Below are 15,380 nucleotides of genomic sequence, written 5' to 3'. Positions count from 1 at the left end.
GTCAGTAGAGCCGGAACGCCTGGTGGTTCGGCACGCCCTGCTGCTCCTCGATCACCTTGCGGTAGCGCTTGTACTCCCACTGGTACTGGGCCGCGTCCAGGGCGATGGCGGCCTCCACGCAGGCGTTGACGCCGGTAGCGGATTCGGCCTCGTCCGGCGCGTAGACCCGTGCGTCGGCGGGGAGGAAATGGATCTCGAAGCCGCGGCCGGGAATGCGCCTGGCGACTCCGGTGACCACCCGGGCCTCGGTGCGGGCCACCAGCTTGGGCAGCAGGGTGGCAGTGTAGGCGGGGCGGCCGAAGAAGGGGGCGAAGACGCCGCTGCCCCAGTCGGGCTCCTGGTCGGGCAGGATGCCGATCGCCTCGCAGCGCTTGAGCGCCTTGAGCAGGGCGGCGACGCCCCTGGGGTTGGTGGGCACCAGGCTCGCTCCCATGCGCTCGCGCCCGGCGCGGGTCACGGCGTCGAGCTCGGCGATCTTCGGCGGCTCGTACATGGCGGTGAAGGGGAAGTGGCTGGAGAGCCAGAAGTTGAGCACCTCCCAGTTGCCGAAGTGCGGCGCCAGCACGATCACCCCGCGGCCCTCGGCGCGGGCCTCGTCGAGCAGCTCCCGGCCGTGAACGGCCAGTATCGCCGCCTCGACTCGCTCGGGCGAGCCCATCCAGGCGAAGCCGAGCTCCAGCATGGTGGCGGTGGAGTGGGTCAGGCTCGCCCGGGCCAGGCGGCGGCGCTCGGCGGCGCTGCGCGCCGGGTAGACCTGGCCTAGGTTGATCTCGGTGACCTCGCGCTCGCGGCGGCTGAAGCGGTGCACCAGGGGGCCGGCGATTCGCGCCAGGCGCCACAGGGTAGAGAGCCGTCGGCCGGCCAGGGCCTGCCACAGCCCGGCGATGGCGCGGGCCTGGCGGGGACTGGAGTGAGAGCGAGAGTCGTCCATGGGGGCGTCGCCTAGCAGTCTGTCGGACTTGAGGTTAATGGATGAGCTGAGGCGTGGGTTCTTCACCAACCCCCTGTGTTGGTGTTGGTGTGTGGCTCTTAACCTGCCCCTCAGCTTCTGCAAGGCGGTTCTGACGCCTTGCCTGCTGGCCGGTTGGGCGCGGCGAGCCCTCGGCCCTCAGCCCGCCGTCAACCGGTGCATCCGCTTGATATTCCACGCCATGGTGGCCAATCGCCACTCACCACTGACGTTCTCCAGGCCGCGCAGCGAGAACTGCCGGAACCCCATCACGTGCTTGATGATCCCGAAGACGGGTTCCACGGTATGTTTGCGCAATGCGTAGAGCGCTCGGCCCGCCTGCGTCTTCAAGCGGTGTGCCATTTGCTCGACGGGATCCTCGCTCGCCGGGGCAGGAGGATCAGCGGCGAAGCGCTCGAAGACCGGGAGGTGGTGGACGTCGCGCTGCATCGCCAACAGCGGTTCGATGCCATGGGCATGGCAGGCCTGGACATTGGCGCCACTGAAGTAGCCGGTATCGGCCAGCAGGTGGTCAGGTTTTTCCAGCGTTTCCGGGTAACCTTGCCAGGCCGTCAGTAGCGGCATGACTTGCTGCTTGTCATTGGTCGCCTGGGTGACGTGGACATGGGTCACCAACAGGCTGTCGGTATCAACCGCGGCTTGGGCGTTGTAGCACTGATCAAACCCCTTGCCGGTGACCGGCATGATGCGCGACTGCGGGTCGGTGAAATTGATCTGATCCTTGTCACGCGGGCCACCAGTGGGCGGTTCGGGGTCACGCCCACGGGGCTTCTTGCCGGCCTTGCGCTGCGCCTCCCGCCGCGCCACCTTTTCCTGATAGGCGGCTTGCTCGGTGGCGTCCCGCTCCTCGGCGCGCGCCTCGATCTTGGCCTTCGCCTCGGCGATGGCCGCCAGGCGGGCTTCACGGCGGGCAATCTCGGCGGGGATGTCCATGCCGTCGGCCGCGTCCTCCTTGTCCGCCGACTCGGCCCGCTCGGTCAGCGCTTTCACCTCTGCCCTGAACTGTGCCTCCAGCTTCTTGGCATGGCCATACGACAACGCCTTGTGCTTGCTGGCGTTGGCCTTGAGCTTGGTGCCGTCCAGGGCGATGGTGCCAAGCTTGAGCAGCTTCATCTCGCGGGCCAGCAGCAGCACCTGTACGAACAACTGTTCCAGTTCCGGCAGAAAGCGGCGGCGAAAGGTGGCCAGCGTGTCATGGTCGGGATGGGTATTGGCGGCCAGGTAGCGGAACGCCACCGAGTCATAGGTGGCACGCTCGATCTTGCGGCTGGAGACCACCCCGGTGGCGTAGCCGTAGATCAGCAGGCTCAGCAGCACCGCCGGGTGATGTGCCTTGGAACCCCGCCCCATGTAACGCCGGGTCAACGTCGAGAGGTCCAGTTGTTCGACAACATCGACAACGAACCGCGCCAGGTGACCATCGGGCAACCACTCGTCTACCGAAGGCGGCAGCAGGTAATCGGTCTGGCGGTCCACAGGGATGAAGCGGCTCATGGCGATCTTCTCAGCTCGGCGATGACGGTGGTCAGTATCTCACGGTGCGACGGAAAGTCCGACAGACTGCTAGAAGAGCCAGGTATCCACGTTGTCCGGGGCGCGCTTCTCCTGCAGGCCGCGGAAGCCCTTGACGCAGCGCACGATGAGCCACACCGCCAGGGCGATCAGCAGCGGAATGCCGATCAGCACCACGGTGAGCAGGGTGGCCACGCTGGCGTAGAGCAGGCCGATCCAGAAGGTGCGGATCTGGTAGCGGTAGTGCTCGTCGAGCCAGCCGGGCCCCTTGCCGCGGTAGACGTAGGCGATCACCACGCCGACCACCGAGGTGAAGCCCACCACGAAGCTGGCCAGGTAGAGGGCGTAGACCACCATGGGCATGGTGGTGTCGGGGGGCTTGCGCTGCTCGATGATGACGTTGTCGTTCTGGAAGTCGTTGCTCATGGGCGGCCCTGTGCCGAGGAAAATTCTCGGGCCTCATGATACCGGCCACCGGACACATTGCCAGCGGCAGCCGGGAGAGGGGCGAGCGGAGAGCCTCAGCCGCCGGCTGTCTCGGCGCTCGCCTGGCGCAGGGGGCGGCTGATCTCGATCAGGTTGCCGTCCGGGTCGCGCAGGTAGAGCGACTCCAGCTTGCCGGTGGCGCCCTGACGCTCCACGGGGCCGAGCTCGATCGCCACCTCCAGGGCCTCGAGGTGGCGGGCCACCTCCTCCAGGGGCAGCAGGCTGCGCAGGCAGAGGTCGAGACTGCCCGGGGTCGGAGTGGCGGCCCGAGGCTCGATATCGGTGGCGGTCCAGTGCAGGCGCAGGGCCAGGTCGCCGAGGATCAGGTCGACACGCTCGCGATCGCGGTAGCGCACCTCAAGCCCCAGCACCCGTGAGTAGAAGTCCACGGCGCGGGAAATATCGGTCACGGTGATGACCAGATGGTCCAGACCTGACAGCATTCGCTTCTCCTTGGAGGATTGTTCTGCCACAGAGGATACGATGATGGCGACCTGCCCGCTATGCGCATCTGCCGAGACGGCCTTCTACCATCGCGATGCGCGGCGCGACTACCGGCACTGCCGGCGCTGCGACCTGGTCTTCGTGCCGCCGGTCTTCCGGCTGTCGCCGGCGGAGGAGCGAGCGGTCTACGACCAGCACGAGAACTCCCCGGACGACCTCGGCTACCGCCGCTTCCTGGGACGGCTCTTCGACCCGCTGCGCGAGCGCCTCGCCCCCGGCGCCCGGGGGCTCGACTTCGGCGCCGGCCCCGGCCCCACCCTCTCGGTGATGTTCGAGGAGGCGGGGCACCCCATGGCGATCTATGACCCCTTCTATGCGCCGGATGCCGGCGTCCTGGAGGAGGAGTACGACTTTATCACCGCCACCGAGGTGGCCGAGCATCTCTTCGCCCCGGGGGAGGTGCTCGCTCGCCTGGCCGGGCGGCTGCGCCCCGGCGGCTGGCTGGGCCTGATGACCAAGCGGACCACGACCCGGGAGGCCTTCGCCCGCTGGCACTATATCCTCGACCCCACCCATGTCGGCTTCTTCAGCGAGGCCAGCTTCCAGTGGCTTGCCGAGTCGCTGGGCATGAGCGTGGAGTTTCCCGCCGCCGATGTGGTGCTGCTGCAGAAGCCCGCAGCGGGGAGTCGCGAAGGCGGCCTTTCAGAGAATATTGCTGATCGGGTTCCCTGTTGCCGATGAAAATCCCGCTCTGGAGCCTCGGGCTGGAAAAGTGATTGACGCGGCTCCATCGGGGCGTATGATTCGCGCGCTCCGATGGTCGGTGCCGTCGAGATCCTGGCGGCAGTTTCCCCGGGCGGGCGCCGGCGCGCTCTGCCATTCTTCCCGTTTTCTCCACTCTGTGCTGTGAGGCATGCAATGTCGCGGCAACTGCTGACCATGGCCCTGGCGCCGCTGCTCGGGCTCTTTATCCTGGGCATTGGCAACGGTTTTCTCTCCACCGTGATCACCCTGCGCCTGGATGCCGCCGGCGAGTCGGCGGTGCTGATCGGCTGGGTCTCCTCGGCCTACTTCATCGGCCTGGCCCTGGGCGCCATGCTCAACGACCGCCTGCTGCTGCGCATCGGCCATATCCGCGCCTACGGCAGCTTCGCCTCCCTGGTGGCGGTCACGGTGCTGCTGCAGGGCCTGGTGGACCACCCCTGGGCCTGGTTCGTCCTGCGCCTGATCGGCGGCTGGGCCACGGTCGGGGTCTACCTGGTGATCGAGAGCTGGCTGCTCACCGCCGGCGACCAGAAGGTGCGCGGGCGTCTGCTGGCGCTCTACATGATCTCGCTCTATGCCGCCGGGGTGCTCGGCCAGCTGCTGCTGGGGGTGACCGAGGCCATGGGCGGGGCGGCCTCCTTCATGGTGATCGGCATGCTGGCGTCGCTGTCGGTGCTGCCCATGGCGATGATTCCCCGGGTCTCACCGCTGATCGAGAAGGCCGAGCCGCTGCCGCCCCACCGCCTGATCACCCTGACCCCTACCGGGGTGATGGGCAGCTTCGGCTCCGGGCTCGCGGTGGCGGCGGTCTATGCGCTGCTGCCGCTCTACCTGCAGCGCATCGGCCTCTCGGTGGATCGAGTCGGCCAGATGATGGCGGTGGTGATCCTCGGTGCCCTGCTGCTGCAATACCCGGTGGGGCGCTGGTCGGATCGCCACGACCGCCAGATCGTGCTGATCGGTATCGGCGCCTTCTGCGCCCTGGTCTCGGCGGCGATCCTCTGGTTGCCGATGACCCCCTGGATACTGGCCGGCCTGCTCTTCCTGCTCGGGGGCGGCGTCTTCTCCCTCTATCCGGTGGCGGTGGGCCATGCCGCCGACCGGGCACCCGCCGGTGCCCTGGTGCGCATGAGCCAGGGCCTGCTGCTGATCAACGCCATCGGCTCGGCGATCAGCCCGCCGCTGGTCTCGCCGGTGATGGGGGTGCTGGGCGACGCCGGCCTGTTCTGGAGCTTCGGCGCCCTGGGGCTCTTCCTGGTGGCCTTCTTCGGCTGGCGACGCAGCGTGCGCCCGGCGCCGGTGCCGGTGGCGCCCTTCCAGCCCACGGCGCCCATGTCCGCCGCCGGTGCCGAGCTGGTGGTCACCGAGGAGATGGTGCAGGGCGCCATCGAGCACGAGCACATGGAGGACCTCTCCGACGCCGTGCCCGAGGTGGAGGTGGCCGAGCCCCTGGTGGGCCCGCCGTCCGCCGACGAGTCCCGCGTCGCCTATTTCGACGAGGAGTCGGCCCGGGGAGAGGAGACACCCACCCAGGAGGAGCTGCCCGGCATCGAGCCGCTGCCCTCCCGCGGTTGAGGCGGGGAGGGCGAGACCTGAGGTAAGACCTTGGGATAATGGCTGGCGAAAAGTAGGGAATCTACTATCGCAGTTATTATTTTTCCTAGAGGTGCCTCGATGATCTCCTTTGCTGCCCCCGTTCGCGACCTTCGCTTCGTCCTGGAAGAGCTCCTCGAGCATGGCTCCCTTGCCCTGCCCGGCTTCGAGGAGGCCAGCCCCGACCTGGTGGAGGCGGTGCTGGAAGAGGCCGCCAGGCTGGCCGGTGAGGTGTGGGCGCCGCTCAACGCCAGCGGCGACCGCCAGGGCTGCACCCGCCGCGACGACGGCGGCGTGAGCGTGCCCGACGGCTTCGCCGAGGCCTACCAGGCCTACGCCGAGGGCGGCTGGAACGGCATCGGCGTGCCCGAGGCCCTGGGTGGCCAGGGGCTTCCCGAGGTGGTGGCAAGCTCGGTCCAGGAGATGCTCCACGGCGCCAACATGGCGCTGGGGCTCTGCCCCATGCTCACCGCCGGCGCCATCGAGGCCCTGGCCCATCACGGCAGCGAGGAGCAGCAGGCGCGCTACCTGCCGAAGCTGGTCGAGGGCACCTGGACCGGCACCATGAACCTCACCGAGCCCCAGGCCGGCTCGGACCTCTCCAAGGTGCGCACCCGGGCCGTGCCCCAGGAGGACGGCAGCTACCGCCTCTTCGGCCAGAAGATCTACATCACCTGGGGCGAGCACGACGCCGCCGAGAACATCATCCACCTGGTGCTGGCGCGCAAGCCCGATGCCCCCGAGGGCAACAAGGGGATCTCGCTCTTCCTGGTGCCCAAGTTCCTGGTCAACGAGGACGGCTCGCTCGGCGCGCGCAACGACGTCACCTGCGCCTCCATCGAGCACAAGCTGGGCATCCACGGCTCCCCCACCTGCACCCTGAGCTTCGGCGAGAACGACGGCGCCATCGGCTACCTGGTGGGCGAGGAGGGCCGCGGCCTCAACCACATGTTCACCATGATGAACGAGGCCCGTCACAAGGTGGGGATCCAGGGCATCGGCGTGGCCGAGCGCGCCTGCCAGCACGCCGTGGCCTACGCCCTGGACCGCACCCAGGGCCGCAGCCCGCGCTCCGGTCGCAGCGACTGCACCATCAGCGACCACCTCGACGTGCGCCGTATGCTGCTCTCCATGCGCGCCCGCACCGATGCGCTGCGCGCCCTGGCTCTCTACTGCGCCGCCCAGCTCGACCTGGCCCGCCACGCCGCGGATGACGCCGAGCGCGCCGCCGCCCAGGCCCGGGTCGACGTGCTGATCCCGGTGGTCAAGAGCTTCTCCACCGACCAGGCCGTGGAGATCGCCTCCCTGGGCGTGCAGGTCCACGGCGGCATGGGCTTCATCGAGGAGACCGGCGCCGCCCAGCTGCTGCGCGACGCCCGTATCGCCCCCATCTACGAGGGCACCAACGGTATCCAGGCCCTGGACCTCGCCGGGCGCAAGCTGCAGCGCGACGGCGGTGCGGCCCTCGGGGGCCTTCTCGACCAGGTGGAGGCCACCGCCGCGGCCCTCGAGGCGAGCGGTGAGCACGCTGCCCTGGGCGAGAGCCTGGCCGGTGGCGCCGCCGACCTGCGCGCCGCCATGGCCGCGGTGCTGGAGGCCGGGGCCGACCCAGAGAGCGGTGCCGATGCCGTCCAGGCCTACGCCACCCCCTTCCTGAACCTCGCCGGCCACGTGCTGTGCGCCTGGCAGATGGGGCAGGCGGCCCTCAAGGCCAGTGCGGCCATCGCCGAGGGCCGCGATGACCCCTTCTATCAGACCAAGCGGCAGAGCGCCGACTACGCCATTCGCCAGTGGCTGCCGGTGGGCCGCGCCCAGCGCGCGGTCATCGAGGCCGGCATGGCGAGCCTCGCCGCCTTCGACGCCGCCGCCCAGTAGCCCGCTACCTTGTCGCCGCCGGCCCCGCGCCGGCGGCGGCCGTTCATGACAGCGTTGATCACGACGCCTTCAACAGCGCACAAGACATGCTACGGAGCCACCCATGAGTCAGAGCATCTTCGAACAGGGTCTGCCGCAGACGCCGGCCAACCACGTGGCGCTCTCGCCGCTGACCTTCATCGAGCGCACCGCCTCGGTCTATCCGGACTATCCGGCGGTGGTCTACGGCGAACTGCGCCGGGACTGGGGCACCACCTGGGAGCGCTGTCGGCGGCTCGCCTCGGCCATCGAGAAACGCGGCATCAAGCCCGGCGAGACGGTGGCCGCCATGCTGCCCAACGTGCCGGCCATGTTCGAGGCTCACTTCGGCGTGCCCCTGGCGGGCTGCGTGCTCAACACCCTGAACATCCGCCTGGATGCCGAGGCCATCGCCTACATGCTGGCCCACGGCGAGGCGAAGGCGATCCTGGTCGACCCCGAGTTTGCCGATGTCATCGAGGAGGCGGTGGCGACGCTCGACGACAAGCCGCTGATCATCGACGTGGCGGACCCCGAGTTCATGCCCCAGGGGCGGGCCATCGGCGCCCTGGAGTACGAGGCGCTGCTCGCCGAGGGCGACCCGGCCTACCCCTACCGGCTGCCCGAGGACGAGTGGCAGGCGATCTCGCTCAACTACACCTCCGGCACCACCGGCAAGCCCAAGGGGGTGGTCTACCACCATCGCGGCGCCTATCTGAACGCCACCAGCAATATCCTGGTCTGGGCGATGCCCCACCACCCGGTCTATCTCTGGACCCTGCCGATGTTCCACTGCAACGGCTGGTGCTTCCCCTGGACCATCGCCGCTGCCGCCGGGACCAGCGTCTGCCTGCGCAAGGTGGAGCCCAAGCGCATCATGGACCTGATCGCCGACGAGGGGGTGACCCACTTCAGCGGGGCGCCCATCGTGCTCAACGGCCTGGTCAACCTGCCCGATGACCAGAAGCGCGACTTCAGTCACGAGGTCAAGGTCACCACCGCCGGCGCCGCGCCGCCCGCCTCGGTGATCGCCGGCGTGGAGCGCATGGGTATCGACGTGACCCACGTCTATGGCCTCACCGAGGTCTATGGCCCGGTCACCTCCTGCGCCTGGCGCGAGGCGTGGAACGAGCTGCCCGCCGAGGAGCGGGCCAGGCTCAAGTCTCGTCAGGGGGTGCGCTACCACATGCTGGAGGCGCTCTGCGTGGCCGACCCCAACACCCTGGAGCCGGTGCCCAAGGATGGTGCCACCCTCGGGGAGATCCTGATGCGCGGCAACAACGTGATGAAGGGCTACCTGAAGAACGCGGCGGCCACCGAGCAGGCCCTGGAGGGGGGCTGGTACCATACCGGCGATCTGGCCGTGTGGCATCCGGACGGCTACATCGAGATCAAGGACCGCTCCAAGGACATCATCATCTCCGGCGGCGAGAACATCTCCACCATCGAGGTGGAGGATGCCATCTACGCGCACCCGGCGGTGGAGGAGGCCGCGGTGGTGGCCAAGCCCGACGAGAAGTGGGGCGAGACCCCCTGCGCCTTCGTCAAGCTCAAGGTGGGCTACGGTGAGGTGACCGAGCAGGACATCATTGATCACTGCCGCGCGCGCCTGGCCCACTTCAAGGCGCCGAAGACGGTGATCTTCACCGAGCTGCCCAAGACCTCCACCGGCAAGATCCAGAAGTTCGTGCTGCGCGACGAAGCCCGCAAGCAGTGATCGCCCCGGCCTGACAACAACCAAGGAGAGAGTGCAATGAGTGAGCAAGCGATCGGCGTGGTAGGCGCCGGCACCATGGGCCAGGGCATCGCCCAGGTGCTGGTCCAGAGCGGCTTTGCCGTGCAGCTCTACGACGTGGCCGACGAGCAGCTGGAACGCGCCCGAGGCGGTATCGACAAGGGCCTGGGCAAGCTGGTGGCCAGGGAGAAGCTCTCCGAGGCCGACAAGGACGCCGCCATGGTGCGCCTGGCCACCTCCACCGCCCTGGACGCCCTGCGCGACTGCGAGGTGATCATCGAGGCGGCCCCCGAGCAGCCGGCCCTCAAGGAGAAGCTGTTCCGTGACCTGAGCCGCCTGACCCACGAGGCGATACTGGCCTCCAACACCTCCTCGCTGTCGCTGACCCGGCTCGCCGCGGTGTGCGAGCGCCCGGAGCGGGTGGTGGGCATGCACTTCTTCAACCCGGTGCCGGTGCTCAAGCTGGTCGAGGTGATCCGCGCCGAGCAGACCAGTGACGCCACCGTGGCGCGCATCGAGGCGCTGACGGCTTCGCTGGGCAAGACCGCCGTGGCCATCGCCGACTCCCCGGGCTTTGCGGTCAACCGCCTGCTGGTGCCGATGATCAACGAGGCGGCCTTCCTGCTCCAGGAGGGGGTGGCCAGCGCCGAGGACATCGACGAGTCCATGAAGCTTGGCGCCGCCCATCCCATGGGCCCGCTGGCCCTGGCCGACCTGATCGGCCTGGACGTCTGCCTCTCCATCATGGAGGTGCTGCAGGAGGGCTTCGGCGACCCGAAGTATCGCCCTTGCCCGCTGCTCAGGCGCATGGTGGCCGCCGGCTACCTGGGCCGCAAGAGCGGCCGCGGTTTCCACGTCTACGGCTGAGCCCGACAAAAGAGGGGATTGCCGCCCAACCAAGCGTTCGCTAGGGTTGGGCGGTAGCGTCTCGATTTCCATGATCGAACAACAACCCGAGGAGCCCCATCCATGAGCGAGTCCCTGATCGACGTCGTCGACAACGCCGGCATCGTGCGCCTGACCATCAACCGCCCCAAGGCGCTCAACGCCCTGAACAGCGACGTGCTTAGCGAGCTCGAGCGCGTGCTGGCCGAGCTGGAGGCCCGCGACGACCTGCGCGCGGTGCTGGTCACCGGCGCCGGCGAGAAGTCCTTCGTGGCCGGTGCCGACATCGCCGAGATGCGCACCAAGACCCCGGAAGAGGCCCGCGCCTTCGCCCGCCAGGCACTCGCCACCCTCAAGCGGCTGGAGACCCTGCCGGTGCCCACCGTGGCGCTGGTCAACGGCTTCTGCCTGGGCGGCGGCTGCGAGCTGGCCCTGGCCTGCGACTGGGCGGTGGCCAGCGACAACGCCATCTTCGGCCAGCCCGAGGTGCTGCTGGGCGTGATTCCCGGCTTCGGCGGCACCCAGCGCCTGCCGCGCCGCGTCGGCCCGGCCATGGCCATCGACCTGTGCACCACCGGCCGCAAGATCGATGCCAATGAGGCCCTGCGTATCGGCCTGGTCAACCGTGTGATGCCACAGAGCGAGCTCGAGGCCTACGCCGAGGAGCTCACCAAGCAGCTGGGCGGCAACGGCCCCGAGTCGGTGCGCGCCGCCAAGCAGGCGATCCACGACGGCATGGACCAGGACCTGGACAGCGCCCTGGCGCTGGAGACCGCGCTGTTCGCCTTCTGCTTCGCCGGCGACGAGCAGACCGAGGGCATGAGCGCCTTCGTCGAGAAGCGCAAGCCGAACTTCTGATTCGGCCCGTGTGACGTCGAACCGCAGCGCGGCCGTGGCACGAGTGCCACGGCCGCGCTGTTGTTTCGCGATGGAGCGGGAGCCGCCCCGGTGATCAGGCCAGGTGATCAGGCCAGGTGGTGTACCTCCTGCAGGCCGTAGACCGGGGTCGGGATGCCCTCCATGCGGGCCTTGAGCTGCAGTGACAGGTACTGGGAGTAGTGGCGTGACTGGTGCAGGTTGCCACCGTGGAACCACAGCGCCTCCTGCTGGGTGGGCTTCCACATGTTGCGCAGCTCGCCTTCCCAGGGCCCCGGGTCCTTGGGGGTATCGGAGCCCAGGCCCCAGCACTTGCCGACCTTGTCGGCCACCTCCTGAGAGATGATGCGGGCCGCCCAGCCGTTCATGGAGCCGTAGCCGGTGGCATAGACGATCAGGTCTGCGGGAAGCTCGGAGCCGTCGGTGAGCGTCACCGAGCGCGGGTTGATCCGTTCGATGCCGACGCCGCTGCGCAGCTTGATCTCGCCGCTGGCGACCAGGTCGCAGGCCCCTACGTCGATGTAGTAGCCGGAACCCCGCCGCAGGTACTTCAGGAACAGCCCGGAGTCGTCGGTGCCGAAGTCCAGCAGGAAGCCGGCATCCTCCAGCCGCCGGTAGAACTCGGCGTCCCGTTCACGGATCGCGTCGAAGGCCGGCCTCTGGAAGTCGGGCAGCACCCTGTAGGGGATCGAGGCGAAGATCAGGTCGGCCTTGTCGTGGGTGATGCCGTTGTTGACGGCCTCCTCTGAATAGAGCGGGCCGAGTACCACGTCCATCAGCGAGTCGGACCTGACGATATGGGTCGAAGAGCGCTGCAGCATGGTGACGTCGGCCTCGTTCTCCCACAGCGCCGCGCAGATGTCATGGGCGGAGTTGTTGGAGCCCACCACGACCACCTTCTTGCCGCGATAGGCGTCTGGCCCGGGGTGCTGGCTGGAGTGCTGCTGCTCGCCCTCGAAGGTCTCGGCGCCCGGGAAGTGCGGGATGCTGGGCATCCCGGACATCCCGGTGGCCAGCACCAGCTGCTGTGGCCGCAGCGTCACCCGCTCGCCGTCGCGGTTGACTTCGATCACCCACTCGCCGGCGGCCTCGTCGAAGCGGGCGCTCTCGCACTCCGTGGCACCCCAGTAGTTGAGCTCCATCACCCGGGTATACATCTCCAGCCAGTCGCCGAGCTTGTCCTTGGGGGCGAAGACCGGCCAGTTCTCGGGGAAGGGGATATAGGGCAGGTGGTCGTACCACACCGGGTCGTGCAGGCACAGCGACTTGTAGCGGTTGCGCCAGGAGTCGCCGGGGCGCGGGTTCTTCTCCACCACGATGGTGGGCACGTCCAGCTGGCGCAGGCGCGCGGCGAGGGCGATGCCGCCCTGGCCGCCGCCGATGATCACGCAGTAGGGCTGGCGCGTGTAGCCGAGCTCCTGCTGCTCGCGTTCCCGGGCCTCGAGCCAGGTCTCGCGGGACTTGCTGGCGCCGTGCTGGGCCCCCTTGGGGCGCCTGTCACGGCGCGGCTCGGGGTGGTCCTTGAGCTCCTGCATGGTGGTCAGCAGCGTCCAGCACTTGCCTTCCTTCAGGCGCACCAGTCCCTTGCCGTTTGCCACGCCGGTCTCGAAGGTGATCCAAGCCTCGGTCACGCCGTTGGCCTCGCTGGCCTCGCCGTCGATCTGCCAGCGGGTGGGGCGGGTCTCGGCCAGGGTGGCATCGAGCATGGACTGGATCTGGTCCTTGCCCTCCAGCGTCTTGAGGTTCCAGGTGAAGGCGACCAGGTCTCGCCAGTAGCACTCCTCGCCGAACAGGGAGAGCACCCGCTGGATATCGCGCTGCTCGAGGGCGGTCTCGAAGTCGCCCAGCCACTGCTGGACGTCCTGGGTTGGCGTGCGTGTCGTCATCGGGAATCTCCGGTTGTTGTTGGTAGGTGACACGCCCCTCCCAAAGCAGGAGGCGTGCCAGAAGCCACTGCTGACGCGTTTCGTCAGGCTATCTTTCTGAAAACATGGAGAATTGACCCCCGGGAGACAGGTGGGTGCGCCCCTCGTCACAGGCACCAGAGCGAGCACAACGTGACAGCTGTCACCTGTACGGGCTGTCGCCGGCGTTACACCTGTAACGTCTCGACCAAGGGTGAAGGGCGAGCCGATTGACTCCCGCGCGATGCGGCATAGGCTGATAGCTGGCCTGCCAGACAAGCGCAGCCACACAACAACAACTCATGGCCCCGCCGCTACTCCCCTGGGCGGAGCGGGGTCATCTCGGGAGGCGCCATGACGCTTCGTACCGAACAGCGCCAGCATATCGAGACACTGGTCCGCCTCGGCGAGGGCGGGGATATTCCCCTGGCCGACTGCCGCGAGGTGATCCGCCGTTCCTGGCAGCGCTGCATGGGCGAGTATCGTCTCGACCCCTGTCAGCCACGCCAGGTGCGTGTCCTGACCCGACAGGCGCTGCTGGCGCATCGCGAGCCGGTGGATGAGCTTCTCCACGTGGCCCGTGCCGGGGTGGATCAGCTCTATTCACAGGTGGCCAGGCTGGGCTATGTGCTGCTGCTGACCGACCAGCGCGGCATCACCGTGGACTTTCGCGGCCAGCGCGAGCACGACCGCGCCCTGCGCAAGGCCGGCCTCTACCTCGGCGCCGACTGGGACGAGCGCTATGCGGGAACCTGTGCGGTGGGCACCTGCATCCACGATACCCGGGCGATCACCTGCCACCACAACGATCACTTCGATGCCACCCATATCGGCCTGACCTGCACGGCGGCACCGATCACCGATCCCCAGGGGGAGGTGATTGCGGTGCTGGACATCTCCGCCCTGCAGTCGCCGCGCTCTCAGGAGAGCCAGAACTTCGGCCTCTCGCTGGTCAACCTCTACGCCCGGATGATCGAGGATGCCTACTTCCTGCATCGCTACCGCGACAGCCTGATCCTGCGCTACGACACCGCCCGGGAGTTCGTCCACCTCAACGGGCGCGGCCTGATCGCCATCGAGGAGGACGGCAGCATCATCGCCGCCAACGGCAACGGGCGCGCCCTGATCGAGGCGCACCTGGCGCGCTGGCCTGCCTGGTCACCACAGCAGGTGCCCACGGCCCCCCAGCTCTTCGACGGCGACCTGGGCGATCTGCTGGGGATCCTCTCCTCGGGCGAGGATCAGATCCGGGCGTTCCGGGTGCGGGCCAGTGACACGACCTGCTTCATCACCCTGATCGAGCCCAGGAACCGACGCCTGCCGGCACCCACGGCGCACGCCTGTGCGGAGGCGGTGCCGGCCCTGGACGGGCTGGCTGCCGATGACCCCGCCATGCACCGCGTCCTCAAGCTGGCGCGCCGCCTGCGCAACGAGGAGGTGAGCGTGCTGGTGACCGGCGAGACCGGCACCGGGAAGGAGGTGCTGGCCCGCGCCCTTCACGACAGCGGCAGGCGTGCCGCGAAGCCCTTCGTGGCGGTGAACTGCGCGGCCATTCCCGAGGCGCTGGTGGAGAGCGAGCTCTTCGGCTACCTCCCAGGCGCCTTCACCGGCGGGCGCCCCAAGGGCATGCGCGGGCTGATCCAGCAGGCCGACGGCGGCACCCTCTTCCTCGATGAGATCGGCGATATGCCACTGCCTTTGCAGAGCCGCCTGCTTCGGGTGCTGGCAGAGCGCGAGGTGATGCCGCTGGGTGCCGACACGCCGGTCAAGGTCGACATCCGGGTGATCACCGCGACCCACCGAGACATGGCGGCGCTGATCGCCGAGGGGCGTTTCCGCGAGGATCTCTACTACCGCCTGAACGGCGCCCAGCTGCGGCTCCCGGCGCTGCGCGAGCGGGCCGACAAGCACTTCGTGATCCGCAGCGTCTACGAGGGCCTGCTGGCGGAGCGGGGCGAGGCGAGGCCGTTGCGTGCGGACGCCATGAGCGCGCTGCTGGGCCATGCCTGGCCGGGCAACATTCGCCAGCTCAGGAATGCCCTGAGCTTCGCCCTGGCGACGGCGGAAGGGGAGGAGATCACCGTGCACGACCTGCCGGAGGAGTGCCAGGGGGCCACCCTCGCGGCGCGATCGTTCAAGGCCGTGACGTTCGACGGCGCCGTGGCCGATGATGGCCGTGCCCTGCAGGACCTGCTCGACGAGGCGCGCTGGAACGTCAGCCTGGTGGCGCGGCGACTCGGCGTCTCGCGGCCCACGGTCTACCGCCGGATGCGGCGCCACGGGCTGGTGGCCCCCAACCACCTGGCAGGCGGCTGAG

At 68.6% G+C, this 15,380-nt stretch carries 12 protein-coding genes; 7 read left to right on the top strand and 5 right to left on the bottom strand.

The annotated features are described in order from the left end of the window. Nucleotide 1: 1 nt before the first annotated feature. The 4 genes from NHL60_RS13555 to NHL60_RS13540 form a co-directional block, all read right to left on the bottom strand. Complete coding sequence (locus NHL60_RS13555) at nt 2–931, bottom strand: lysophospholipid acyltransferase family protein (protein ID WP_253444332.1); 930 nt, start codon at nt 929–931, stop codon at nt 2–4. 177 nt (nt 932–1,108) lie between these two features. Continuing rightward, nucleotides 1,109–2,464, bottom strand: a complete 1,356-nt coding sequence (locus NHL60_RS13550; protein WP_253443240.1) for an IS1182 family transposase — start codon at nt 2,462–2,464, stop codon at nt 1,109–1,111. A 69-nt stretch (nt 2,465–2,533) separates the two neighbouring features. Further along, the gene (locus NHL60_RS13545; RefSeq protein WP_253444329.1) at nt 2,534–2,908 is read right to left on the bottom strand and encodes a DUF4870 domain-containing protein; all 375 of its coding nucleotides are present in this window, start codon (nt 2,906–2,908) and stop codon (nt 2,534–2,536) included. 95 nt (nt 2,909–3,003) lie between these two features. Continuing rightward, nucleotides 3,004–3,411, bottom strand: a complete 408-nt coding sequence (locus NHL60_RS13540) for a VOC family protein (protein ID WP_253444326.1) — start codon at nt 3,409–3,411, stop codon at nt 3,004–3,006. A 40-nt stretch (nt 3,412–3,451) separates the two neighbouring features. Here NHL60_RS13540 and NHL60_RS13535 point away from each other — a divergent pair, with 40 nt between their 5' ends. The 6 genes from NHL60_RS13535 (at nt 3,452) to NHL60_RS13510 (ending at nt 11,141) form a co-directional block, all read left to right on the top strand. After that, the gene (locus NHL60_RS13535; protein WP_253444323.1) at nt 3,452–4,153 is read left to right on the top strand and encodes a class I SAM-dependent methyltransferase; all 702 of its coding nucleotides are present in this window, start codon (nt 3,452–3,454) and stop codon (nt 4,151–4,153) included. 177 nt (nt 4,154–4,330) lie between these two features. Then, on the top strand, nt 4,331–5,752 hold the full coding sequence (locus NHL60_RS13530) for an MFS transporter (RefSeq protein ID WP_253444320.1): 1,422 nt from the start codon (nt 4,331–4,333) through the stop codon (nt 5,750–5,752). Nucleotides 5,753–5,851: 99 nt separating this feature from the next. Continuing rightward, nucleotides 5,852–7,645 (top strand): acyl-CoA dehydrogenase, encoded by a 1,794-nt coding sequence (locus NHL60_RS13525; protein ID WP_253444307.1) that lies wholly within the window; start codon nt 5,852–5,854, stop codon nt 7,643–7,645. A gap of 103 nt (nt 7,646–7,748) precedes the next feature. Then, complete coding sequence (locus tag NHL60_RS13520) at nt 7,749–9,380, top strand: acyl-CoA synthetase (protein WP_253444304.1); 1,632 nt, start codon at nt 7,749–7,751, stop codon at nt 9,378–9,380. A 36-nt stretch (nt 9,381–9,416) separates the two neighbouring features. Further along, complete coding sequence (locus NHL60_RS13515; protein WP_253444301.1) at nt 9,417–10,265, top strand: 3-hydroxybutyryl-CoA dehydrogenase; 849 nt, start codon at nt 9,417–9,419, stop codon at nt 10,263–10,265. 102 nt (nt 10,266–10,367) lie between these two features. Beyond that, on the top strand, nt 10,368–11,141 hold the full coding sequence (locus NHL60_RS13510) for an enoyl-CoA hydratase-related protein (protein ID WP_253444298.1): 774 nt from the start codon (nt 10,368–10,370) through the stop codon (nt 11,139–11,141). Nucleotides 11,142–11,248: 107 nt separating this feature from the next. On the opposite strand, the gene NHL60_RS13505 is transcribed toward NHL60_RS13510, so the two are convergent. Beyond that, the gene (locus NHL60_RS13505; protein ID WP_253444296.1) at nt 11,249–13,045 is read right to left on the bottom strand and encodes an NAD(P)/FAD-dependent oxidoreductase; all 1,797 of its coding nucleotides are present in this window, start codon (nt 13,043–13,045) and stop codon (nt 11,249–11,251) included. A gap of 372 nt (nt 13,046–13,417) precedes the next feature. Between NHL60_RS13505 and NHL60_RS13500 the strand changes: the two genes are divergently transcribed. Further along, nucleotides 13,418–15,379 carry a sigma-54-dependent Fis family transcriptional regulator gene (locus tag NHL60_RS13500; protein ID WP_253444293.1) on the top strand — a complete coding sequence of 654 codons (1,962 nt, stop codon included), beginning with the start codon at nt 13,418–13,420 and terminating at the stop codon, nt 15,377–15,379. The last annotated feature ends 1 nt before the right edge of the window (nt 15,380 follow it).

Origin of the sequence: Halomonas sp. Y3 (assembly GCF_024137965.1) — a bacterium.
GTDB lineage: Bacteria > Pseudomonadota > Gammaproteobacteria > Pseudomonadales > Halomonadaceae > Halomonas > Halomonas mongoliensis.
This window is presented reverse-complemented; position numbering and strand designations above follow the sequence as displayed.